This window comes from Mycolicibacterium obuense, assembly GCF_055397605.1.
In genome coordinates this window covers 1,566,573-1,588,666 of record NZ_AP043663.1, presented here as the reverse complement: position 1 = coordinate 1,588,666, position 22,094 = coordinate 1,566,573, and the positions used below count along the sequence as shown (strand labels likewise).

General features: G+C 69.6%; 19 protein-coding genes. 8 read left to right on the top strand and 11 right to left on the bottom strand.

Going from position 1 to position 22,094, the window contains the following annotated elements; translation table 11 throughout:
* Positions 1 to 42 precede the first annotated feature (42 nt).
* Positions 43 to 1,065, bottom strand: a complete 1,023-nt coding sequence (locus ACZ50N_RS07655; protein ID WP_046365204.1) for a YlbL family protein — start codon at positions 1,063 to 1,065, stop codon at positions 43 to 45.
* A gap of 89 nt (positions 1,066 to 1,154) precedes the next feature.
* On the opposite strand from ACZ50N_RS07655, the gene ACZ50N_RS07650 reads away from it, so the two are divergent.
* The 3 genes from ACZ50N_RS07650 to ACZ50N_RS07640 are packed head-to-tail and all read left to right on the top strand — an operon-like array spanning position 1,155 to position 4,781.
* Complete coding sequence (locus ACZ50N_RS07650) at positions 1,155 to 2,528, top strand: zinc-dependent metalloprotease (RefSeq protein WP_277243817.1); 1,374 nt, start codon at positions 1,155 to 1,157, stop codon at positions 2,526 to 2,528.
* A 51-nt stretch (positions 2,529 to 2,579) separates the two neighbouring features.
* Positions 2,580 to 3,410 (top strand): TOMM precursor leader peptide-binding protein, encoded by an 831-nt coding sequence (locus ACZ50N_RS07645; RefSeq protein WP_464475053.1) that lies wholly within the window; start codon positions 2,580 to 2,582, stop codon positions 3,408 to 3,410.
* 33 nt (positions 3,411 to 3,443) lie between these two features.
* Positions 3,444 to 4,781 (top strand): macrolide-binding ATPase MABP-1, encoded by a 1,338-nt coding sequence (locus tag ACZ50N_RS07640; RefSeq protein ID WP_048422335.1) that lies wholly within the window; start codon positions 3,444 to 3,446, stop codon positions 4,779 to 4,781.
* A gap of 16 nt (positions 4,782 to 4,797) precedes the next feature.
* On the opposite strand, the gene ACZ50N_RS07635 is transcribed toward ACZ50N_RS07640, so the two are convergent.
* The 3 genes from ACZ50N_RS07635 to ACZ50N_RS07625 all read right to left on the bottom strand — a co-directional run bounded on the left by ACZ50N_RS07635 (position 4,798) and on the right by ACZ50N_RS07625 (position 7,595).
* The gene (locus ACZ50N_RS07635; RefSeq protein ID WP_046365196.1) at positions 4,798 to 5,073 is read right to left on the bottom strand and encodes a WhiB family transcriptional regulator; all 276 of its coding nucleotides are present in this window, start codon (positions 5,071 to 5,073) and stop codon (positions 4,798 to 4,800) included.
* A gap of 134 nt (positions 5,074 to 5,207) precedes the next feature.
* The gene (locus ACZ50N_RS07630) at positions 5,208 to 5,372 is read right to left on the bottom strand and encodes a hypothetical protein (protein WP_157850916.1); all 165 of its coding nucleotides are present in this window, start codon (positions 5,370 to 5,372) and stop codon (positions 5,208 to 5,210) included.
* Positions 5,373 to 5,480: 108 nt separating this feature from the next.
* Positions 5,481 to 7,595 carry an ATP-dependent DNA helicase UvrD2 gene (locus ACZ50N_RS07625; RefSeq protein WP_464475604.1) on the bottom strand — a complete coding sequence of 705 codons (2,115 nt, stop codon included), beginning with the start codon at positions 7,593 to 7,595 and terminating at the stop codon, positions 5,481 to 5,483.
* 69 nt (positions 7,596 to 7,664) lie between these two features.
* Between ACZ50N_RS07625 and ACZ50N_RS07620 the strand changes: the two genes are divergently transcribed.
* The gene (locus ACZ50N_RS07620) at positions 7,665 to 7,919 is read left to right on the top strand and encodes a mycoredoxin (protein WP_046365199.1); all 255 of its coding nucleotides are present in this window, start codon (positions 7,665 to 7,667) and stop codon (positions 7,917 to 7,919) included.
* A 15-nt stretch (positions 7,920 to 7,934) separates the two neighbouring features.
* Here the strand turns inward: ACZ50N_RS07620 and nudC are convergent, their stop codons facing one another.
* Together nudC and ACZ50N_RS07610 are read right to left on the bottom strand one after the other, a co-directional pair.
* The gene (nudC, locus tag ACZ50N_RS07615; RefSeq protein WP_046365200.1) at positions 7,935 to 8,861 is read right to left on the bottom strand and encodes an NAD(+) diphosphatase; all 927 of its coding nucleotides are present in this window, start codon (positions 8,859 to 8,861) and stop codon (positions 7,935 to 7,937) included.
* The gene (locus ACZ50N_RS07610; protein WP_048422218.1) at positions 8,858 to 9,937 is read right to left on the bottom strand and encodes a potassium channel family protein; all 1,080 of its coding nucleotides are present in this window, start codon (positions 9,935 to 9,937) and stop codon (positions 8,858 to 8,860) included. Before ACZ50N_RS07610 ends, nudC begins: the two co-directional genes overlap by 4 nt.
* A 46-nt stretch (positions 9,938 to 9,983) precedes the next feature.
* Between ACZ50N_RS07610 and ACZ50N_RS07605 the strand changes: the two genes are divergently transcribed.
* Positions 9,984 to 10,388, top strand: a complete 405-nt coding sequence (locus tag ACZ50N_RS07605) for a DoxX family protein (protein ID WP_073684595.1) — start codon at positions 9,984 to 9,986, stop codon at positions 10,386 to 10,388.
* Between the two features lie 2 nt (positions 10,389 to 10,390).
* On the opposite strand, the gene ACZ50N_RS07600 is transcribed toward ACZ50N_RS07605, so the two are convergent.
* Positions 10,391 to 13,660: an ATP-dependent helicase gene (locus tag ACZ50N_RS07600; protein WP_464475052.1), complete on the bottom strand. Its 3,270-nt coding sequence runs from the start codon at positions 13,658 to 13,660 to the stop codon at positions 10,391 to 10,393.
* Complete coding sequence (locus ACZ50N_RS07595) at positions 13,657 to 16,809, bottom strand: ATP-dependent helicase (protein ID WP_464475051.1); 3,153 nt, start codon at positions 16,807 to 16,809, stop codon at positions 13,657 to 13,659. Before ACZ50N_RS07595 ends, ACZ50N_RS07600 begins: the two co-directional genes overlap by 4 nt.
* A gap of 76 nt (positions 16,810 to 16,885) precedes the next feature.
* Between ACZ50N_RS07595 and ACZ50N_RS07590 the strand changes: the two genes are divergently transcribed.
* Positions 16,886 to 17,668 (top strand): alpha/beta hydrolase, encoded by a 783-nt coding sequence (locus ACZ50N_RS07590; RefSeq protein ID WP_073684116.1) that lies wholly within the window; start codon positions 16,886 to 16,888, stop codon positions 17,666 to 17,668.
* 1 nt (position 17,669) lies between these two features.
* Positions 17,670 to 17,966, top strand: a complete 297-nt coding sequence (locus ACZ50N_RS07585) for an MGMT family protein (RefSeq protein WP_073684115.1) — start codon at positions 17,670 to 17,672, stop codon at positions 17,964 to 17,966.
* An 81-nt stretch (positions 17,967 to 18,047) separates the two neighbouring features.
* Here ACZ50N_RS07585 and ACZ50N_RS07580 read toward each other — a convergent pair whose 3' ends face one another.
* The 3 genes from ACZ50N_RS07580 to ACZ50N_RS07570 all read right to left on the bottom strand — a co-directional run bounded on the left by ACZ50N_RS07580 (position 18,048) and on the right by ACZ50N_RS07570 (position 21,251).
* Positions 18,048 to 18,902, bottom strand: coding sequence for a TIGR02569 family protein (locus ACZ50N_RS07580; RefSeq protein ID WP_046366338.1), 855 nt, complete (start codon positions 18,900 to 18,902; stop codon positions 18,048 to 18,050).
* Between the two features lie 36 nt (positions 18,903 to 18,938).
* Positions 18,939 to 20,117, bottom strand: coding sequence for an adenylyltransferase/sulfurtransferase MoeZ (gene moeZ / locus ACZ50N_RS07575; RefSeq protein WP_073684114.1), 1,179 nt, complete (start codon positions 20,115 to 20,117; stop codon positions 18,939 to 18,941).
* A 99-nt stretch (positions 20,118 to 20,216) separates the two neighbouring features.
* Positions 20,217 to 21,251, bottom strand: coding sequence for a DUF3152 domain-containing protein (locus ACZ50N_RS07570; RefSeq protein WP_046366345.1), 1,035 nt, complete (start codon positions 21,249 to 21,251; stop codon positions 20,217 to 20,219).
* 152 nt (positions 21,252 to 21,403) lie between these two features.
* Here ACZ50N_RS07570 and ACZ50N_RS07565 point away from each other — a divergent pair, with 152 nt between their 5' ends.
* Positions 21,404 to 22,084 carry an HTH-type transcriptional activator FasR gene (locus ACZ50N_RS07565; protein WP_046366340.1) on the top strand — a complete coding sequence of 227 codons (681 nt, stop codon included), beginning with the start codon at positions 21,404 to 21,406 and terminating at the stop codon, positions 22,082 to 22,084.
* Positions 22,085 to 22,094: the final 10 nt, after the last annotated feature.

The window sequence follows — 22,094 nt, the reverse complement described above, 5'->3', positions numbered from 1 at the left end:
CAGTTGTCCAGTCACTCTACTGATCGAGATCCCCGACCGGCCTCAGCAGCGAGGAGGTTCACCACCAGCGGAAAGTGTCCGCAGGCCGTCGATGGCGTGCGTGAGGGTGTCCACCTTGATCAGCTCGATGCCCTTCTCGTCGGCTGACGTCGCCTCGTCGCAGTTGTCCGCGGGAACCAGGAACACCGAGGCGCCGGCGTCCTTGGCCGCGGTGATCTTGTGGGTGATGCCGCCGATCGGACCGACCTCGCCGTCACCGGTGATGGTGCCGGTGCCCGCCACGAACTTCCCGTCGTTGAGGTCGCCCGTGGTCAGCTTGTCGACCACGGCGAGGCTGAACATCAGACCGGCCGACGGGCCGCCGATGTTGGCCAGGTGGAAGTCGATGGAGAACGGCGCCCACGGCGCGTCGAGCACATTGACACCCAGGACGCCGTGCGGACGGTCCGGCCGGGAGCCCAGCGTGACCTCGGCGATGCCCGCGGGTTCGTTCTTGCGGCGGTAGTCGACGACGACCTTCTCACCGGGTTTGGTGGCCTGGATGATCTTGCTGAACTCGTCGAGGTTCGCGACCGGCGTGTTGTTCACCGCGTCAATCGCATCGCCGGCCTGCAGCTTGCCCTTCGACGGACCTTTCTCGTCGATGCTCTGCACCGTGATCGCCATCGGATACTTCAGGTAGGACAGGGCCGCGTATTCGGCGCTGTCCTCCGAGTTCCGGAAGTCGGTGGTGTTCGCCTCGTCGATCTCTTCGCGCGACTTGTCCGGCGGATACACCAGTTCGCGCGGGATGAGCTGATCGCGGCCCGAGGCCCAGAAGATCAGCGCCTGCCCCAGCGTCAGCCCGTCCATCTGCGAGACCGTGGTCATGTTGAGGTGCCCGCTGGTGGGCTTCACCTCGGTGCCCTCGATGTCGACGACTTCCTTGCCGTCCACCTGGCCGAGCGTGTTGAACGTCGGCCCGGGCCCGAGCGCGACGTAGGGCACCGTCACCGTCGTCGCGAGCACGCCGAACACGATGATCGGCACGAGCGCCACGATCAGAGTGGCAATCCGCCTGTTCACGCCGTTCACAGTAGAGGTCAGGAGCAGGTTCACTCTCAGCGTGACCCGCGTGCCCACACCGACGCGCCGCGATGAGTACCGTTGGGGCCATGCCTGACCTGCCTTTCGGCTTCTCTTCCGGCGACGATCCCGAGCGCGACAAACGCAAGGACGGCTCCGGTTCGGGCTCGGGTCCCGGCGATCCGTTCGGCGGTGCGTTCCCCGGCGGTCAGTTCGACATGTCGCAGCTCGGGCAGATCTTCTCCCAACTCGGTGAGATGTTCAGCGGGACCGCGAAGTCCGGCGGCGGCCCGGTGAACTACGACCTCGCCCGGCAGCTCGCGTCGAAATCGATCGGCTTCGTTGCCCCCGTCTCCGAGCAGACGACCTCCGCGCTGGGCGACGCCGTTCGGCTCGCCGAGACGTGGCTCGACGGCGTCACCCCACTGCCGGCGGGCACCACGCGAACGGTGGCCTGGACGCCGACCGACTGGATCGACAACACGATCCCGACGTGGAAACGGCTGTGCGATCCCGTCGCCCAGCAGCTGTCGACGGTGTGGGCTCAGGCGCTCCCGGAAGAAGCCCAGGCGATGGCCGGCCCGCTGATGGCGATGATGTCGCAGATGGGCGGCATGGCGTTCGGCTCCCAGCTCGGCCAGGCGCTCGGCACGCTGTCGAAAGAGGTGCTGACCTCCACCGACATCGGCCTGCCGCTGGGCCCCACCGGTGTCGCGGCGTTGATGCCCGAGGCCATCGAGGAGCTCGCGGCAGGTCTCGAACAGCCGCGTAGCGAGGTCGTGACATTCCTGGCCGCGCGGGAAGCCGCACACCACCGGCTGTTCAGCCACGTGCCGTGGCTGTCGGCGCAGCTGCTGGGCGCCGTCGAAGCGTTCGCCAAGGGCACCAAGATCGACATGAGCGGCATCGAGGAGTTCGCCCGCGACTTCAACCCGGCCTCGCTGGCCGACCCGTCGCAGATGGAACAACTGCTCAACCAGGGGATCTTCGAGCCCAAAGCAACCCCGGAGCAGACCGCCGCGCTGGAACGGCTCGAAACGATGCTCGCCCTGATCGAGGGATGGGTGCAGACGGTCGTGTCGCAGGCCCTCGGTGACCGCATCCCCGGCACGGTTGCGCTGTCGGAGATGCTGCGACGCCGCCGGGCCAGCGGCGGGCCGGCCGAGCAGACGTTCGCGACGTTGGTCGGCCTCGAGCTGCGGCCCCGCAAGATGCGGGAAGCGGCCGCGCTGTGGGAGAAGCTGACCGACGCCGTCGGCGCCGACGCCCGCGACGGTGTGTGGGCCCACCCCGATCTGCTGCCCAGCTCCGCCGACCTCGACGAGCCGGCCGCCTTCATCGACCGCATGATCGGCGGCGACACCACCGATCTCGACAGCGCGATCGAAGCGGCGCTGGCCGAGGGTGACGCCGAACGCGAGGACGGTAGCGGCGCAGCTGAAGACCCGCCCCGCGACACCTAGGCCCTGTGGATAACTCGACTCGGCGGCTGACCGGCGTGTCACTGTCGTCGCATGACCCGCTACGCCCTGGACTCGGCCACCCCCGTGCTGTCGCGCCCGGACGGCACCGTGCAGGTCGGCTGGGATCCGCGCCGAGCCGTCGTCGTACACCCGCCGCCCGGACTGGCCGCCGGTGTCCTCGCTGACCTGCTGCGCGCGCTGCAAGCCGCAGCGACCCTGCCTGAGCTGCAGCTCCTCGCCGCCGGACACGGCGCCGACGCCGCCGTCGTCACCGACCTGATCACCCACCTCGTCGACACCGGCGTCCTGACCGCCGCCACACCGGCACCCACCCGCTCGCCCGCGGTCCGGGTGCACGGCGACGGCCCACTGTCCGACCTGATCGCCTCCACACTGGCCGGCTCCGGTGTCCGCGTCAGCTCCAGCAGCAGGGCATACGCCTCGGCCGCCGGCGCGGACCTCGCCGTCCTGACCGACTACCTCGTGGCCGACCCCCGGGTGGCGCGCGAGCTGCACGACGCCGGTGTCCCCCACCTCGCGGTGCGCGTCCGCGACGGCACCGGGCTCATCGGACCACTCGTCATCCCCGGCGTCACCAGCTGTCTGCGGTGCGCTGACCTGCACCGCAGTGACAAAGATCCCGCCTGGGCCGCGGTCGCCACCCAGCTGTCGCGGACCGTCGGCACCGCCGACCGCGCCACGGTGCTGGCCACCGCGGGGTTGGCGCTGCGCGAGATCGCCCACATCCTGCGCGTCGTGCACACCGATTCCGGGCCCGCCGCGCCGCCACCGGCGACCATCGACACCACGCTCGAATTCGACCTGAGCAGCGGCACCGTGACCGCGCGCCGGTGGTCGCCGCACCCCGACTGCTCGTGTTGAGCAGCATTCTCCGGTTGGAAGTTCAGCATGGTCGTGGATGATGGACTGGTGAGTGACATCAAGCGGGGCCGCGCCGCGCGCAACGCCAAGCTGGCCTCGTTGCCGGTGGGCATGGCCGGGCGTGCTGCGCTGGGCTTCGGCAAACGGCTGACCGGCAAGTCCAGGGACGAAGTCAACGCCGAGCTGATGGACAAGGCCGCCCAGCAATTGTTCACTGTGCTGGGCGAACTCAAGGGCGGCGCGATGAAAGTCGGCCAGGCTCTGTCGGTCATGGAGGCCGCCATTCCCGAGCAGTACGGCAAGCCGTACCGGGAGGCGTTGACGAAGCTGCAGCGCGAGGCTCCGCCGCTGCCCGCAGCAAAGGTGCACAGGGTGCTCGACCAGCAGCTCGGCACCAAATGGCGGGACCGGTTCCAGTCGTTCGACGACAAGTCCGTCGCCTCGGCCAGCATCGGCCAGGTGCACAAGGCGGTATGGGGCGACGGCCGCGAGGTCGCGGTCAAGATCCAGTACCCGGGCGCTGACGAGGCGCTGCGCGCCGACCTGAAGACGATGCAGCGGATGGTGAGCGTCCTCAAGCAGCTCAGCCCCGGCGCCGACGTCCAAGGCGTGGTGGACGAGCTGATTCAGCGCACCGAGATGGAGCTGGACTACCGGCTCGAAGCCGACAACCAGCGCGCCTTCGCCAAGGCCTACGCAGGCGATCCGCACTTCGTGGTGCCCAATGTGGTGGCCAGCGCCCCGAAAGTCGTGATCCAGGAATGGATCGAGGGCATCCCGCTGTCGCAGATCATCCGCGAGGGCACGCAGGAACAGCGGGATCTGATGGCCACCCGGCTCTTCGAGTTCTGCAACGACGCACCGACGCGGCTCGAAATGGTGCACGGCGACGCCCATCCCGGCAACTTCATGCTGCTACCCGAGGACAAGATGGGCGTCATCGACTTCGGCGCCGTCGCACCCATGCCGGGCGGCTGGCCGGTCGAATTGGGGCAGATCATGCGCTACGCCTTGGACAAGGAGTACGACAAGCTGCTGCCGACGATGGAGCGGGCCGGTTTCATCCAGAAGGGCCAGCAGGTGTCCACCCGCGAGATCGACGACATGCTCAAGCAGTACGTCGAGCCGCTGGAGGTTCCGGAGTTCCACTACACGCGTAAGTGGTTGCAGCGCATGACAACTCTGGAGCTGGACAAGGCGGCGGGTCAGATCAAGGCCGCCCGCCAGATGGACATCCCGCCGAAGCTGGCGATCCCGATGCGGGTGATCGCATCGATCGTGGCGATCTCGTGTCAGCTCGATGCCCATGTGCCGACGCGCAGTATCGCCGAGCGGACGGTGCCCGGCTTCGCCGACCCCGACGCGGTGTAGCGCCGGGGTCGGACGATCAGGCCGCCACAGGTTGTTTTGCGTCCTTGCGCGGGCGGCCGCGCGGCCGTTTGCGGGCGATGACCGTGCCCCGTTCGAAGATCTCGCCGCCCCACACACCCCACGGCTCCTGCCGTTCCAGCGCTGCGGTCAAGCACTCGCGCCGGAACGGGCAGTCTCCGCACAGCGCCTTGGCGCGTTCGAGATCGCGTGGGTCCTCGGCGAACCACAGGTCGGGGTCCTCGACATGACACGGCACCGCGAGCTTCGATCTCTCGCATGTCAGGGAAGACATGTCCGGTCCTTTCGCTTCCTGGTCGGTTTCTCATCAGTTGGTTCAGTCGGGGATCGGTGACCAGGTCCTTGAAAGACGAAGGCCACGGATCCGGGTGTCGGGTCCGTGGCCTGGGGTGGCGGTCGAGGCTCTACCTAATGGAAGCCCCTCACGGACGCGGCAGCCGTGCCGGCGATGGCGCGGCGCTTACGCGCGGCGGCAGCGGTGGCGCCGGCGGCGGGTGCGGAATGCACCGGGACGAATGCGCGCGGGAACCACGGGGTGCCGGCTACGGCGTAAGACATGTGATTGCTGATCATGATGGCGGCACCCTCCTTTCGCACGCGGACTTCGTGTGGTGCTCTGAGGCTAAACGGTATCAGGGAAAACTCTCAACACATTTTTGACCAGCACTTTTGGCGCGATCTTTACGATTTCTGGCGCTCGCGAACCAGCGCGAGCACGTCGGATCCGTACTGCTCCAGCTTGCGGGCGCCGATGCCGGGGATCGCGACGAGCGCGGCGTCGTCAGTGGGCAGCGCCTCGGCGATGGCGATCAGCGTGTTGTCGGTGAACACCACGAACGCCGGCACGCTCATCTCCTTGGAGATGCGCAGGCGCCAATCCTTGAGCTGGGCGAGCAGTTGCTCGTCGAGGTCTGACGGGCAGGACTCGCACCGGCGGAGCATGATCGCCGCCGAGGCGGTCAGCGGGGCGTTGCACACCCGACAGCGCGGCGCCGGGCCGCGCGGCTTGCGGGCTCGGCTGGGTCCGTCGTCGCGCTGGGACTGCGGGGCGATGCCGTTGAGGAACCGCGACGGTTTCCGCCCCTGACGGCCGCCGGGTGTACGCGCCAACGCCCAGCTGAGCGCCAAATGCACACGCGCTCTGGTGATTCCGACGTAGAAGAGGCGACGCTCCTCTTCGACCGGTTCACTGTCGGGACCGTGGGACAGTGCGTGCGAGATCGGCAGAGTGCCATCGGCCAGGCCGACGAGGAACACGGCATCCCACTCCAGACCCTTCGCGGCGTGCAGCGAGGCGAGCGTGACACCCTGCACCACCGGGGGATGCCGGGAATCGGCGCGATGCCGCAGCTCGACCAACAGCGTGCGCAGGTCCAGCTGCGGACGCTGCGCGACCTCGTCGTCGACCAGATCGGCCAACGCGGACAACGCTTCCCACCGATCCCGGACACGCGTGCCTGCGGGCGGCTCGGCGGTCAGACCCAGCGGCTCGAGCGTCGCGCGGACTACGTCGGGCAACGGTCCGTCGGCCTCCCGTTCGGCGGCCCGCTGCAACGCCACCAGGGCCTGCCGGATCTCCTGGCGACTGAAGAAACCTTCACCGCCGCGCACCTGGAACGGGATACCGGCTTCGGTGAGCGCCTCTTCGTACACCTCCGACTGCGCGTTGATGCGGTACAGCACCGCGATCTCCGCGGGCGCGGTGCCGCTTTCGACGAGCTTCTTGACGCTGCGCGCGACCGCCGCGGCCTCGGCGACTTCGTCGGGATACTCGTTGAACGTGGGGTTCGGGCCGGGCGGCCGCTGACCGACCAGATGCAGCCGGCTGCCGGCCATCCGGCCCCGCGCCGCGGCGATGACCCGGTTGGCCAGCGACACCACCTGCGGCGTGGATCGGTAGTCGCGCTCCAACCGGACCACAGTGGCCTCCGGGAAGCGCCGCGAGAAGTCCAGCAGGTAGCGGGGCGAGGCACCGGTGAACGAATAGATGGTCTGGTTGGCATCGCCGACGACGGTCAGATCGTCGCGGTTGCCGAGCCACGCGTCGAGCACCCGCTGCTGCAGCGGAGTCACGTCCTGGTACTCGTCGACGACGAAGCACCGGTAGCGATCGCGGAACTCTTGGGCGACCGCGGCGTCGTTCTCGATGGCAGCGGCGGTGTGCAGCAGCAGGTCGTCGAAGTCCAGGAGCATCAGGTCGTTGCCGCGGGCCTTGAGCGCCTCGTAACCGGCGTAAGCGGCGGCCACCTTCGCCGCGTCGAACGGAATGTCACGCCCGGACCGGGCGACCGTCGCCGCGTAGTCCTCGGGACTGATCAACGACGCTTTCGCCCACTCGATCTCGCCCGCCAGGTCGCGCACGTTGTCGGTGCCGGTGGGCAGCCCGGTGCGGTTGGCGGCCTGGGCGACGACGGCGAACTTCGAGTCCATCAGCTGCCAGTCCGTGCTGCCGACGACGCGTGGCCAGAAGTAGGCGAGCTGGCGGCGCGCGGCGGCGTGGAAAGTCTGCGCCTGCACGGACCCGGTCCCGGTCCCGTCGTCGAGGGTGCGCAACCGGGCGCGCATCTCTCCCGCCGCGCGCTGGGTGAACGTCACCGCCAACACCTGGCCGGGCGCAACGTGCCCGGCCGTCACCAAATGCGCGATGCGGCGGGTGATGGTTCTGGTCTTGCCGGTGCCGGCACCGGCGAGCACGCACACCGGCCCGCGCGGAGCCAGCACCGCCTCGCGCTGCTCCTCGTCGAGGTCCTCGAGCAGCTGATCGCGTGACGCCGTCGGGGACATGGCGACCATCATGTCAGCGCGGCCCGACAAACGCGGGCTGCGCCGGGGCATGTTCGTCGGGTCGGCTACGTTGAAGGCCTTATGAGCGCTGAGAACACTGTCGCGGTGACCATGTACACGACGTCGTGGTGCGGGTACTGCGTGCGCCTGAAGAAGGTGCTGAAGAACGAAGGCATCTCGTTCACCGAGGTCAACATCGAAGAGGACCCGGCCGCGGCGGAGTTCGTCGGCTCGGTCAACAACGGAAACCACGTGGTGCCGACGCTGAAGTTCGCCGACGGCTCGACGCTGACCAATCCCAGCGGCGCGCAGGTCAAGGCGAAGCTCGCCGGCTGAACCCCGGCGCCCGGGTCAGTCCAGCGCCGCCCAGGATTCGATGATCTCCCGGGCGATCGAGATGGAGCCGGGCAGCAGCAGCCGCGACGTGCTCTGCGAGCTCCAGTCACCCTGGTCGAGGGCCTCCCGGATTTCGGTACGGGTGAACCATTCCGCCTCGGCGATCTCGCCGTCGTTGAACGCGAACGGCTGCTCGGGATCCGCTCGGGCGTGAAATCCCACCATCAGCGAGCGCGGAAACGGCCACGGCTGCGAGCCGAGGTACTCGACGTCGGTGACCGTGAGACCGATCTCCTCGGCAATCTCGCGCACGACGCAGGACTCGAACGACTCACCCGCCTCCACGAACCCGGCGAGAATGGAGAACAACCGCGGCGGCCACATGGTCTGGCGGGCCAGGACCGCGCGGTCGTGCCCGTCGTGCACCAGGCAGATGACCGCCGGGTCGATGCGCGGGAACTCTTCGTGACCGGTGACGCTGTTGACCCGGCCCCAGCCCGCCTTGACCACCGTGGTCGGTGCGCCGTCGACCGGGCTGAACCGGGCGCTGTCGTGCCAATTCAGCAGCGCAGTCGCGGTCGCGACGAGCTGGGCGCTGACGTCGTCGAATACGTCGCCGGTGCGCCGCAGGTCGAGCACATGGGTGTCGGCGTCCGGATCGTCGGGGGGTTGCAGCTCCGAGCGCACCGCCCACACGTGGCGCCCGTCGTCGAGACGACCGAGGAACACGGCATCCTCGGGCGGCGTGTCGGCCAGGTCGGTGGCGCGGTGCAGCACCACCCTGCCGTCGGCGATCAACACCTGGTTGCGGCGATCCACGCGCAGCAGCTGCGCATCGGCCCAGCCGGCGATCGCCGCGTCGATGTCGGTGCGCAGCGTGTCGGCGCGATCGGCGCCCACCCGGGACAGCAGTGGGACGTTGCGGAGACGGAAGCTCGTCATCGCTCGGCGTCCGCGGAGCGGATGTAGAGCAGCCGGTCGCCGAGTTCGAGGGCGTCGACCTCCGGATCGTCTACGCGGATCAGCTTGCCGCCCCGGACCACGCCGAGCACGATGTCGGCCTGGTGCCGCGGGGAACCGCCCGCCTCCTTGGGCGAGACCTCCCGCTCCGCGATGGCGAACCCTGCGTCGGGGGTCAGCAGATCCTCCATCACCTCGACGACGCTGGGTGTCTGCACCGCGATGCCGAGCAGCCGGCCCGCCGTCTCGGACGTGACGACGGTCGAGTCGGCCCCGGACTGCTTGAGCAGATGCTGGTTCTCCGCTTCGCGGACCGCGGCGATGATCTTCGCGTTGGGCGCCAACTCGCGGGCGGTGAGCGTGACGAGGACCGCGGTGTCGTCTCGGTTGGTGGCGACGATGATCGACTTGGCGTGTTGAGCGCTGGCCAGCCGCAGCACCTCGGAGTCGGTGGCGCTGCCGCGGACCGTCACCAGGCCGGCGCTCTTGGCACGTTCGAGCGCGGCAGGATCTTCGTCCACGACGACGATGTCGGCGGGCGCGACCTCGTCGCCGACCATCGCCGCGGCGGCGGTCCGGCCCTTGGTGCCGTAGCCGACGATGATGATGTGGTTGCGCACTCTGCTCCTCCAGCGCTGGATTTGGTAGACCTGGCGCGACTGCGTGGTGAGGGTCTCGACGGTGGTACCGATCAGCACGATCAGGAATGCGACGCGCAGCGGCGTGATCACCAGGACGTTGACGAGCCGGGCTGACGGAGTGATCGGGGTGATGTCGCCGTAGCCGGTGGTCGACAGCGACACGGTGGCGTAGTACAGGCAGTCGAGGAACGACAGCGGGTTGTCCTGGACATCCCGGTAGCCGTCGCGATCCAGGTACACGATGAATACCGCGGCGAACAGGGCGGCCAACGCATAGATGACGCGGGAGGTGATGCGCCGCGACGGGCTCACCAGCGAGGTGGGGATCTGCACCCGGTCGGTCAGCGCGTGCACCGGCTGATCGGCCAGCGACTGGTCGAACCGGCGGAGGCGCCGGCGCAGCGCGCCCTCAGCCACGGGGGCCGGTCACGATGTGAGGCTGTCGCACCAGCACAATGTAATCATGACCACCTCCCCCACTGCACTGCAGCGGCTCGCGTCGTCATCGCGCGGCACCAAGATGGGTATCTGGCTGATCGGCATGGGGGTTCTGCACTTCCTCGCCCCCAAGCCGTTCGACTCGATCGTTCCCGAGGAACTGCCCGGCACGCAGCGGTTCTACACGCTGGCGTCGGGCGTCGCCGAGGCCGGCGTGGGCGCCTTGCTGGTGGCGCCCGCCACCCGCCGGATCGGCGCGCTGGGCGCGATCGCGCTGTTCATCGCCGTCCTGCCCGGCAATGTCAACATGTGCCGGTTGTGGTTCAAGGATCCGAACAAGTCGCTGCCGATGCGACTGGTGTCCATCGCACGGCTGCCCATGCAGATACCGATGATCACCCAGGCCCTCAAGGTCTATCGAGAGAGCTGACGTCAGGCCGCATCGGTATCGGCCGGACCCGCGGGATCGGCGAGCAGCGCCGCGAGTTCGTCGGCGTCCGGCCACACCTGAGGCATGATCGTCCGTCCTGACCGGACGTAGTGGAACGCCGCGCGCACCGACGACAGCGGGCACCCCTGCAGCCTCGACCACGCCAGCCGGTACACCGCGAGCTGAATGGCGTTGTGCTGCAACTCTTCCGGCGTCGACGGCGGATCGCCGGTCTTCCAGTCGAGCACGGTCACGCCACCGTCGACGTCGGCGAACACCGCGTCGATGCGGCCCCGCACGACCCGGCCGCCGAGCATCATGTCGAACGGAACCTCGACGTCGATGGGCGTGCGCGCCGCCCACTCCGACACCGCGAATGCGGACTGCAGATCCTCGAGCTCGCCACGGTCGTGCCGATCGGAATCCACAGCACCGGGCAGATCGTCGAGATCGAACAGCTTCTCGGCTTGGTAGTAGCGCTGCACCCACTCGTGAAACACGGTGCCCAGCAACGCGTGCGCGGCGGGCGGCCGCGGCAGGCGCCGGTGCAGGCGCCGCGCCGCGGCATCGGGGTCGCGACCCAACTCGACCATCGCACTGACCGAGACCTGCGCAGGCAGCGGCGGGACCTCGGGCTGTCCGGCACGCTCCCGCTCAGCCAGCAACGCATCGACGTCAGCGACCCAGCCGTGCCCGTCGTCCGTTGCCGGTGTCTCGAGTTCTCCCGCCCGCGCCGCGGTCACCAGTGCGGCTCCGTGGTGCACGCGGGAACGCCGTCCCGCCAGGGGATCGTTCGGCCACATCGCCTCGACCACACGGCCCCGCAGCGGGTTCGCCTCCCCGTCCGCGGGCGCATCGGTCCACACGTCGATCACGCCGCACGGCGTTCCGGCCGCCTCCGCCGCATCGATCGCGTCCTTGAGTTCGGTGAGGAACGTCGAGGGCCCACGAGGCTTGGATTCGGTCGCGCCCCAATGGTGACCGGACACCAGAAGGGTGTGTTCGGCGCGGGTGAGCGCCACGTAGAGCAGCCGCCGCTCCTCATCGGCACGCCGCTGATCCAAACTGCGCTTGTGCTCGGAGATCGTGTCCGACAGCGACTTTCGATCGTTTACCCGCGACGTGTCGAGAACCGGGACGCCGAGGTCGGACACCGCGGCGCAATCACCGCGCAGCAGCGGCGGCAAGTCGGCGGCATCGGTGAGCCACGTCCGCGGCGATGCCGTCGACGGAAAGACCCGGCCCGCGAGGTGCGGCACCGCCACGATCTGCCATTCGAGTCCTTTGGCCGCATGCACGGTCAGGATCTGGACGCGGTCCGCGGCGACGGTGACCTCGGCGGGCGCCAGCCCGTTCTCGACCTGCTCGGCCGCATCCAGATAGGCCATCAGCCCCGACACCGTTGCGCCGCAACGGTTGGCGAAGTCGGCGACGACGTCGGCGAACGCGTCGAGATGCTCGGTGCCCGACCAGCCCGCCGACACCGGCCTGGCCGCCCTGGCCTCGGCGTCCACGCCGAGCATGCGACGGACTTCGGCGACGAGATCGGTCAGCGTCACGTCGAGATGAGCGCGCAGTGCAGCCAGTTCCCGGCCCAGCTCCACGATGCGGGCGTAGCCGTCGGATGAGTAGGCCGCAGCAGGCCCCGGATCGCAGACGGCGTCGGCCAGGCACGCCGCATCCGCCTCGGGTCCGAGCTGCGACAGAACCTGCTCCACGCTGCCGCGCTCGGCCGCCGGCGCATCGTCGAGCGTGATCGCCCGCCGCCAGAGGGCGACCAGGTCGGCGGCGCCCAGACGCCACCGCGGACCGGTGAGCACCCGCACCGCCGCCGCGCCTGCCGTGGGATCGGCGGCCAGCCGCAGCATCGCGACGACGTCGGCGACCTCGGGCACCGCGAGCAGCCCGGCCACTCCGACCACCTCGGCGGCAATGCCGCGACGCGCCAGCGCGTCGGCCATGGGCGCCGCATCGGCGTTGCGGCGCACCAACACTGCCGCCGTCGGCACGACCCCCTCAGCCGAGGTCGCAGCTCGGTAGGCGTTTGCGACCTGCTCGGCGACCCACTCCCGCTCGGCCTCGACGTCGTTGAGCAGCGCGCACCGCACCTGTCCGGGGACCGCATCGGGCCGGGACAGCAGTGGGCGCACCGACACCGACCGGCGCCGCGCCTCGGTGGACACCTCGTTGGCCAGATGCAGCACCTCGGGAGGGTTGCGCCAACTCGTGCGCAACTCCAGCGTCGGGGCAGGCGTGCCGTCGCCGAACGGGAAGTCGGTGGTGAACCGCGGCAGGTTGGTCGCCGAGGCACCACGCCAGCCGTAGATCGACTGAATGGGATCGCCGACAGCGGTCAGGGCGAGCCCGTCATCGACACCGTTGCCGAACAACGACGTCAACGCCACCCGCTGCGCATGCCCGGTGTCCTGGTACTCGTCGAGCAGCACGACGCGGTAGCGCTGCCGGAGCTGCTCGCCGACCTGAGGGAACTGCGAGGCCAGCCGCGCGGCCGCGCTCATCTGGGTGCCGAAATCCACCACCCGCTCCTCACGCATCCGCTGGTGCAGCGCGTCGATCAGCGGCACCAGCGCGCTGCGCTCGGTCTGGGTGGCGAGCATCCGCAGCAGCCACTGGCTGGGGCCTCGGTCGCGTTGGTAGGGGCCCGCCGGCAGGGTGTGGACCAGCTGTTCCAGCTCGACATGCGTGTCGCACAGCGACGCGGTGTCCACCAGATGTTCCGCCAGCTGACCGGCCAAGCGCAGCACCATCGCCGTGATCGCGGCGGGCGACTTCTCGGTGTCCAGCGGTCCCTCGTGCTCGCAGACCACTCGGAAAGCCAACTGCCACAACTCTGTTTCGCCGAGAAGGCGCACGTCAGGTTCGACGGGCAGCAGCAGACCGTGCTCGCGCAGCAGAGTGCCGGCGAAGGCGTGGTAGGTACTCACCGTGACCGGATCGTCGACGAGACGGGCGGCGTCCGGGAGGGCCAGCCCGGCACCGGCCAGGCGCGCCAACCGCGTGCGGACGCGGCGAAGCAACTGGCCGGCCGCCTTGCGGGTGAACGTGAGGCCCAGCACCTCGCCCGGCGTCGCGAATCCGTTGGCCACCAGCCAGACCACTCGCGCGGCCATCGTCTCGGTCTTGCCCGCCCCGGCGCCGGCGATCACCACCAGCGGTCCCGGCGGGGCGCAGATGACGGCGGCCTGCTCGTCGGTCGGCGCGAAAAGCCCGAGGGCGTCGGCCAATTCGGCGGGACTGTAGCGCGGGTTCATCGATCCTCGTTCGTGGTCTGGCGGGCCGGGCACATCGCCGCGACCGGGCAGTGCGCGCACCCGTCGTTGACCCGGGCGACGAACTGCGGGCCCCGCGTCGCCGCCGCGGCATCGCTGACCTGCGCCTGCCACTGTGCGTGCCCTTCTACTGTCAGCGGGTCCTGTTCACGTTCGGTGGCGCTGCCGCCGCTGGTCTTGCCGAGGTACACGAGCCGGCCACCGCCGGGTTCGGCGCTCTCGGCCAGCAGTCCTTCAGCGACCGCCAGCTGGTACATCGCCAGCTGTGCGTGCGCCTGAGCGTCGTCCTTGGTGGCAGGGCTCTTGCCGGTCTTGATGTCGACCACGACGAGCCGGCCCTCGCTGTCGCGTTCCAGGCGATCCAGACGACCGCGGATACGCACCGCGGGCTGGTCGTCGGCGGCGGCCAGCACCTCACCGTCGACGGCGATCTCGGTGCCGACCTCTGTGAACCGATTGCGGGTGTCCGCGCGCCAGCGGGTGAACGTGCTCAGCATCTCCTCGTGGCGACTGAGTTCGTTGTCCGCATGCCACTGAGCGTCGAAGGGCAGCGCGGACCAGATCCGCTGGAGCTCTCCGTGCAGGCGGGCCTCGGAAACGGCCGGGTCGGCCACCAGGGCGTGCACCAGCGAACCGAGAGCGGAACGCACGTCGCGCACCGAACCACCGCCGTGGCGCTCCAACAACCACCGCAGCGGACAGTCCAGCAGCATCTGCACCGTCGACGGCGACAGCGTGACGGCCTCGCCCGCACCGTCCCACAGCGGCGCCCGGGTGGACACCTCACGCAGGCCGTACCAGGACTCCGGATCGGATCCGTGCACACCAGCTTCGGCGAGTCGAGCCAATTGCGTTGCCGCACAGATCCGCTGGGCCTCGTCGACGTCCTCGGACGGGGAGCACACCACCGATCGCAACCGACCCACCACGGCGTTGGTCGCCAGCACCCGCGGCGCGCGCACCGGCAACTCCGACTCGGTGTGCGATTCGGTGGCCACCGCCGCGAGCTCGTGGCAGAACGGCGACGGCAGCAGGGCGGCATCGCCGTTGTCGCTGTCAACGGCGGTGACCAGGAGCCTGCGGCGGGCACGGCCGACCGCGGCGATGAGAAGACGGCGCTCCTCAGCGAGCAGTGGTGCGCGCCCGGACAGCGTGCGATCCGCGGGATCGGCGACACCGTCGAGGACATCGACGAGCTGTTGGGTGGCCAGAATCCCGCCACGCGCAGTCACGTTGGGCCACAGACCTTCCTGCAGGCCGGCGATGACGACGACATCCCACTCGCGATCCAGTGCCGAATGGGCACTGAGGACCGCCACCGCGTCGGCCGTCGGCTTGCGGTCGGAACGGGCCGGCGGCAGTGTCAATCCGGCGACGTGGTCGACGAGCCCACGCAGCGACGCGCCGGCGGTGCGTTCGACATACTGCTCGGCGACATCGAACAGTGCGGTCATCGCGTCCAGATCGCGGTCGGCCTGTTCCCCCACTGCGCCGCCCCGCTCGCTCGCCGCCAGCCACCGCCGCTGCAGCCCGCTGCGATTCCACGCCTGCCACAACGTATGTCGCGGATCGTCACTGCGCTTGACACTGTCACGCGCGGCGGTCAGCACGGTGCGCACCCGCTTCAGCGCGCGCCCGAGTTCGTCGGGCAGGCCCTCGACGGACCGGCCGGAACCACCGGCACTGCCGCGGCCAGCCACCGCCGCGATCAGCAGGTCACCGAATTCAACCGCGGGGTCGGCGGCACGTCGGCGCAGCGCACGACGCAACTGACGCAGCGACACCGGGTCGACCCGCCCGATCGGCCCGGTCATCAAGGCCAGGGCGCGCTCGGCAGTCAGACCGTCGACCGTCGCCTCCAGGACGGTCATCAGCGCGCGGACGGCGGGCACCGCGATCAGCGGCGCGTCGCTCTGCAGTCCGTCGACCGGTACGCCCGCCGCGGTCAGTGCCCGCGCGAGCGCGGGCCCCATCCGGGGGACCGAGCGCACGATGACCGCCATGTCCGCCCAGGGGATCCCGTCGACCAGGTGGGCCCGGCGCAGCGCATCGGCGATCACTGCGAATTCGGCGTGCGGCGTCGCGGCGATGCGCACCTCAACTGAACCTGCCTCTTCGCTGCCGGTCAGCGCCGCGGTGCTGTCGATGCCGGGCAGCCGACGGGTGAGCGCCTCGACGGCGTGGGCCACCGACGCAGAGCACCGGTGCGACTGCGTCAGCGTGATCGATGGACCGTCGGCGCGCAGCAGGGCCGGGTCCGCCCCTCGGTAACCGAACACCGTCTGCCGCGGATCACCCGCGATCACGCAGAGCTCAGCGCCCGCGGCGAGAACCTGCACCAGCCGCGCGGCCTGCGGATCGAGGTGCTGCGCGTCATCGACGAGCAGCAGTTGCACCCGCGCGCGCTCGGAGGCCAGCAGATCGGCGTCGGCAGCGAGCGCCTCGAGGGCGGCGCCGACGAGCTCAGCAGCGCCCAACGCCGGCACCGTGGCCTGCGGAGCCGCCATTCCGACCGCGGCGCGGAGCAGCATGATCTGTTCATAGGCCTGGGCGAACCGGCCGGCCGCCTGCCATTCGGGACGCTGTGCGCGCCGGCCGAGACGTTGCAGCGCCACCGGGTCGATGCCGCGTTCGTTGCAGCGCGCCATCAGATCCCGCAGCTCGTTGGCGAAACCGACCGTCGCCAGCGCCGGGCGCAGCCGATCGGGCCAGCGCACCGGGGAGGCGTCGCCATCCTCGAGATCGCCGGCGAGCAACTCGCGGATGATGCCGTCCTGCTCGGCACCGGTGATCAACCGCGGCGGCGCGCCACCCGCCCGCTGGGCGGCCAGCCGCAGCACCGCGAACGCGTAGGAATGCACGGTGCGCACCAGGGGTTCCCGGATGACTGTCTGCTCCCCCGCAGCCAGGACCTTCGTGGTGATCGTCGCGCGCGCCTGCGCACTCAGTCGCGACGAGCCCGTGAGCAGCAGAACCGATTCCGCGTCGCGGCCGGCCGCCAGGTGGCCTGCCGCGGCCTCGACGAGCGCAGTCGTCTTACCCGTGCCGGGACCGCCGAGCAACCTGATCGTGCCCCGCAGCCCGGGACGGGTCAGTGCCTCGAGAGTCAACTCGGTCTGCGGTGCGGACATGGACGCACTACATCACGAGGGTCCGACAAACGGCCCGCGCTGGTGCGCCGACCGGCGGCGATGGCAGCATCGTGGGGTGACCGAACTGTTGTGCACCTATCGATTCGGACCGTCGTCGCCCGCCCGGGTGCTGGCGATCCACGGCCTCACCGGCCACGGCAAGCGGTGGGAGACGCTGTTCGATCGGCACCTTCCCGACGTGCCGGCCCTGGCCCCCGACCTGCTCGGGCACGGCCGCTCGTCCTGGGACGCGCCCTGGTCGATCGAGGCGAACGTGAGCGCCCTCGCCGCGCTTCTCGACAGCCAGGGCGGTGCGCCGGTCGTGGTGACAGGTCATTCGTTCGGCGGTGCGGTGGCGTTGAATCTGGCTGCGGCGCGGCCTGATCTGGTGTCCGGCCTGGTTCTACTCGATCCAGCCGTGGCCCTCGACGGTCGGTGGATGCGGGAAGTCGCCGACGACATGTTCGCCTCCCCCGACTACACCGACCGCGCCGAGGCCCGCGACGAGAAGACGGGCGGCTCGTGGGGCGAGGTCGAGCAGGCCGAACTCGATCGCGAACTCGACGAGCACCTGGTGGATCTGCCGAACGGGCGTGTCGGCTGGCGGATCAGCATTCCCGCGATGCTCGCCTACTGGAGTGAGCTGACCCGGCCGGTGCCCGTTCCGCGCGACGGCACCCCGACGGTTCTGGTGCGTGCGCTGCGCACCGAGCCGCCGTACGCCACCGATGAGTTGATCGCCGCGCTCGACGCCGGCCTGGGTCCGAATCTAACTGTGCTGGAGTGGGATTGCGATCACATGGTGCCGTTGGCCAAGCCTGCGGAGACGGCGGCGCTGATCGCGGACCTGCTCGGCTGACGTGGCGCCGATCACCGACGCGCAGGTCGAGGCCGTCCGCGCACTCGTGGCGTCGGTCCCGGCGGGTTCGGTGACCACCTACGGTGACATCGCCGCGGCCGCCGACCTGTCCAGTCCACGCATCGTGGCCTGGATCATGCGCACCGATTCGTCGGATCTGCCGTGGCACCGAGTGATTCGGGCCTCCGGCCGCCCCGCGCCCCACCTCGCGACGCGCCAACTCGCCCGGTTACGCGCCGAGGGCGTGCTGGCCGAGGACGGTCGCATCGCGCTGGCGGAGTATCGCCACACCTTCTAGCTCACCCAGTGAGAGACCACGGCTGCGCTCAGGGCGATTTCACGACCCGGAATGATATTCCACGGGCGGTCCCGCCGTACGTCAGACCGCCAGGCGAACCAGAGCCGCCGTCCGGGCCAGGCCCGGAAAGGCCGCCGCCGTCGACCGCGGATGCAGGGCGTGCACGGCGAGGCGGAACAGCAAGGCTCGCAACAACATCTGCGGCCACTCCGGCAGGGCCTCCCACCGCTCGACAAGAGCGTCGTCGGCCTCTCCCCACGCCAGCGCGTCGACCACCACGACCCCCGCCGCCCAGGCCGGCGGCCGCCAGTACGGCGTGATGTCGGTGATGCCGGGGGCCGCGGTACCCGCGAAAAGCACTGTGCCGTACAGATCCCCGTGCACCAGCTGACTCGGGCTCTTCGTCGGCCTGCGCAGCGCGGCCAGCTGGTTGATCAGGTCGACCGACTTCTGCCCGTCCGCGGTTCCGGGGGCCACCCGGGCGCCCGGCGGCAGCGAGTGCAGGGGACGTTCCTCCCACGCTGCGCGGTCGGCGGCGATGAAGACGTCCACGTCCGCCCAGGGCGCCACCGGCGGCTGCGTCAGGAACCGCGGCCGCTCCAACGTCGCGGTGGCCTCGTGCAGCCGGACAGCAGCCGAGACCACCTCGTCGTGACGTGGCTCCGGGGTGCCTGCGACGTAGGTGTCGGCGCGCCACCCGGCGACGACGTAGCGCCCGTCGGTGGAGCGCACGGGCCGCGCCAGCCGGATGCCGTCGACGAACAACGTCTCCCGCACCTTCGCCGACCAGGCCGCGCGGGCGTGGTCGGCCACCATCGACAGCACGACCTCACCGCAGCGCCAGCCACCCTCCCAGCTGGAACCGAGCGGCACCGGCTGCACTCCGGACAGCCCGAAGGCCGTGAGGACATGCTCGGGTGGGCGCTCGAAGGTCACCGCATCAGCGTAATTGCCGCGGCCGCCAACCCCGCGTTAGTACATCACCATGTCGGGTTCGAGTTGCTTACCCCACGCCACGATTCCACCCTGGACGTGCATCGCGTCGGAGAAGCCGGCCTTCTTGACGATCGCCAGGACCTCCGCGGAGCGCACCCCGGTCTTGCAGTAGAACACCGGCGTGCGGTCGACGGTCAGCTTCGACAACGCCTCCCCGGATTCAAAGGCGCCCTTGGGGATCAGCTGCGCACCATCGATGTGGTTGATGTCCCACTCCACGGGTTCGCGAACATCGATCAGCGCCAACGACTTCCCCGAGTCCAGCAGCTCGGCCAGCTCGCGTGGGGTGATCGTCGATTCGGCAGCAGCCTCGGCCGCGGCCTCGGAGACCACGCCGCAGAACTCCTCGTAGTCGATCAGCTCGGTGATCTTCGGAGTCGCCGGATCCTTGCGGATCTTGATCGTCCGGTACGTCATGTCCAGCGCGTCGTACACCATCAGCCGGCCCAGCAGCGGCTCACCGATGCCGGTGATCAGCTTGATCGCTTCGGTACCCATCACCGAGGCGATCGAGGCGCACAGGATGCCCAGCACGCCGCCCTCGGCGCACGACGGGACCATTCCCGGCGGCGGGGGCTCGGGGTACAGGTCGCGATAGTTCAGGCCCAAACCGTCGGGCGCGTCCTCCCAGAACACCGACACCTGGCCTTCGAAGCGGTAGATCGACCCCCACACGTACGGCTTCCCCGCCAGCACGGCGGCGTCGTTGACCAGGTAACGGGTCGCGAAGTTGTCGGTGCCGTCGAGGATGAGGTCGTAATCGCTGAAGATCTCGACCGCGTTCTCCGGCTCGAGCCGGACCTCGTGCAGGATCACCTCGACGAGCGGGTTCACCTCGAGGATCGAGTCCTTGGCGCTCTCGGCCTTGGAGCGGCCGATGTCGGACTGGCCGTGGATGATCTGGCGCTGCAGGTTGGACTCGTCGACGACGTCGAACTCGACGATGCCGATCGTGCCGACTCCGGCGGCCGCGAGGTAGAGCAGTGTCGGCGAGCCGAGGCCGCCGGCACCGATCACCAGCACCCGGGCATTCTTCAGCCGCTTCTGCCCGTCCAGGCCGAGGTCGGGAATGATCAGGTGACGGCTGTAGCGGGCGACCTCGTCGCGGGTCAGTTCAGCGGCTGGCTCGACCAGCGGTGGCAGCGGTGAGGACACCGGACTCTCCTTGGTTGGCTTACGACACCCATCTCAACAGGTATGAGGGTGCAACAGCAACGAGGGCCCGACCCTTCCCGGATGGCCCCGGAGAACCGGTCAGGCGATCGGATAGGGCCACGGGTTGAACCGGCAGGTCTTCCCGTCCGGGGTGACGGTACCTGGGTCGAAGCGCGCGGCGTCGTTGTTGCTGGTCGAGAAGGTCTGCTGCATCATGACCGGCGCCAGCTCGCCGCTGACCGCGCACTGCTCGTGACGGGGATAACCGATCGCGTGACCGACCTCGTGATTGATGACGTACTGCCGGTAGGAACCGATGTCGCCCTGGAACGGCACCGCGCCGCGGACCCAGCGCGCCTCGTTGATGAACACACGCGGCTGACCGTCGTAGGCCGGGTTGTAGCAGGACGCTTCGAGCTGGATGTCGTACCCGCAGCCTTCGCGGACGGTCATGGGTGAGGTGAGCGACACCCGGAAGTCCGGCTGCACCCCGGAGGTGTCGTCGACGCGGACGAACCCGAATTGCGGATTGTGGGTCCAGCTCTTCGGATTGGCCAGCGTTTCGCTGACCATCCGGGCGAAGCCGTCGTCTCCGCCGAAGGACGTGGTGTCGACGCCGTCCTCGACCTCGACGGTGTAGCTGAACACCTTGTCGGTGCCCTGACCCACCTGCGGGGTGGTGCCGGGGACGACGTGCCAGGTGCGCGCGCCGGCCTCGGTGAACGGGCCGCCCTCGGGCAGGATGCCGGTCGGCAGGTTGGCGTCGAATTGGGTCAGCCCCTTGGGCGGGGCACCGATGATCGCGGTGCTGGCCATGCCGATGGTCGGCGGGCCCTGCACCGGCCCTTCGCCCTCGGCCACCGGCGGAGCGACGGTGGCGCCGGTGATCGTCTGGTAGATGACGACGGCCGTCAGTACGACGAGCAGGGGTAGCGCATAGGCGCGCCAGCCGTAGGTGGACACGAACCGTCCGAGCCAGGTCTGCTTGCGCCAGCGCTGGTGGTCGTCGCGGTTGGATCGGGACCGTCCGGAGTCTTCGGCCAGCGGATCGCGCTGCGCGCGCAGCGGTTCGCGCCATTCGTCGCGGAGCACGGGAGCGCGACCGTTCCCGCGATGCCCCGGGTCGTAGGTCACCGACACAGGATGACACAGGTTGCCTGACAGGCGCCTTCGGCGCGCCTGCCGCCGGGTCGATGTCCTCCCGACTGAGAGCAGCTCACGGTAGTAATGTCGGCGGAACCGAACGCACGACGGCACATTCGCCGGCAGTAGAACTCGAGGGTCTGATGAGCGAACTCGCCCGAACGGCGCAGCGGCGCGGTGGGCAGCCGGCCAGCAGTACGGGGCCGTCCAGCGCCGGCGCAGCCAAACGTGGCAATCGCCTGCCCCGCGACGAGCGTCGCGGGCAGCTGTTGATCGCAGCGAGCGAAGTTTTCGTCGACCGTGGCTACCACGCGGCAGGCATGGACGAGATCGCCGAGCGGGCGGGCGTCAGCAAACCTGTGCTGTACCAACACTTCACCTCGAAGGTGGAGCTGTACCTGGCGGTGCTCCAGCGTCACGTCGACAACCTGGTCTCCGGTGTGCGGCAGGCGCTGCGCACCACCACCGACAACAGGCAGCGGGTGCGTGCCGCGGTCGAGGCGTTCTTCGATTTCATCGAGCACGACAGCCAGGGCTACCGGCTGATCTTCGAGAACGACTACGTCACCGAGCCGCAGGTGGCGGCCCAGGTGAAGGTGGCCACCGAAGCGTGCACCGACGCGGTGTTCGACCTCATCAGCCACGATTCCGGACTCGAGCCGCACCGTGCTCGGATGATCGCTGTCGGCCTGGTCAGCATCAGCGTCGACTCGGCGCGCTACTGGCTCAACAACGAGCGGCCGATCGCCAAGGACGATGCGGTCGAGGGCACCGTCGCGTTCATCTGGGGCGGGCTGTCGCACGTCCCGCTGACGCGCTCCTGAGGACCTGCCG

What these genes read in the sequence shown, in the direction of transcription:
- ACZ50N_RS07650 (WP_277243817.1), top strand. Translation starts at nt 1,155, where the DNA reads ATGCCTGACCTGCCTTTCGGCTTCTCTTCCGGCGACGATCCCGAGCGC.
- ACZ50N_RS07645 (WP_464475053.1), top strand. Translation starts at nt 2,580, where the DNA reads ATGACCCGCTACGCCCTGGACTCGGCCACCCCCGTGCTGTCGCGCCCG.
- ACZ50N_RS07635 (WP_046365196.1), bottom strand. Translation starts at nt 5,073, where the DNA reads ATGTCTTCCCTGACATGCGAGAGATCGAAGCTCGCGGTGCCGTGTCAT.
- ACZ50N_RS07630 (WP_157850916.1), bottom strand. Translation starts at nt 5,372, where the DNA reads ATGATCAGCAATCACATGTCTTACGCCGTAGCCGGCACCCCGTGGTTC.
- ACZ50N_RS07625 (WP_464475604.1), bottom strand. Translation starts at nt 7,595, where the DNA reads ATGATGGTCGCCATGTCCCCGACGGCGTCACGCGATCAGCTGCTCGAG.
- ACZ50N_RS07620 (WP_046365199.1), top strand. Translation starts at nt 7,665, where the DNA reads ATGAGCGCTGAGAACACTGTCGCGGTGACCATGTACACGACGTCGTGG.
- nudC (WP_046365200.1), bottom strand. Translation starts at nt 8,861, where the DNA reads ATGACGAGCTTCCGTCTCCGCAACGTCCCACTGCTGTCCCGGGTGGGC.
- ACZ50N_RS07605 (WP_073684595.1), top strand. Translation starts at nt 9,984, where the DNA reads ATGACCACCTCCCCCACTGCACTGCAGCGGCTCGCGTCGTCATCGCGC.
- ACZ50N_RS07600 (WP_464475052.1), bottom strand. Translation starts at nt 13,660, where the DNA reads ATGAACCCGCGCTACAGTCCCGCCGAATTGGCCGACGCCCTCGGGCTT.
- ACZ50N_RS07595 (WP_464475051.1), bottom strand. Translation starts at nt 16,809, where the DNA reads ATGTCCGCACCGCAGACCGAGTTGACTCTCGAGGCACTGACCCGTCCC.
- ACZ50N_RS07565 (WP_046366340.1), top strand. Translation starts at nt 21,404, where the DNA reads ATGAGCGAACTCGCCCGAACGGCGCAGCGGCGCGGTGGGCAGCCGGCC.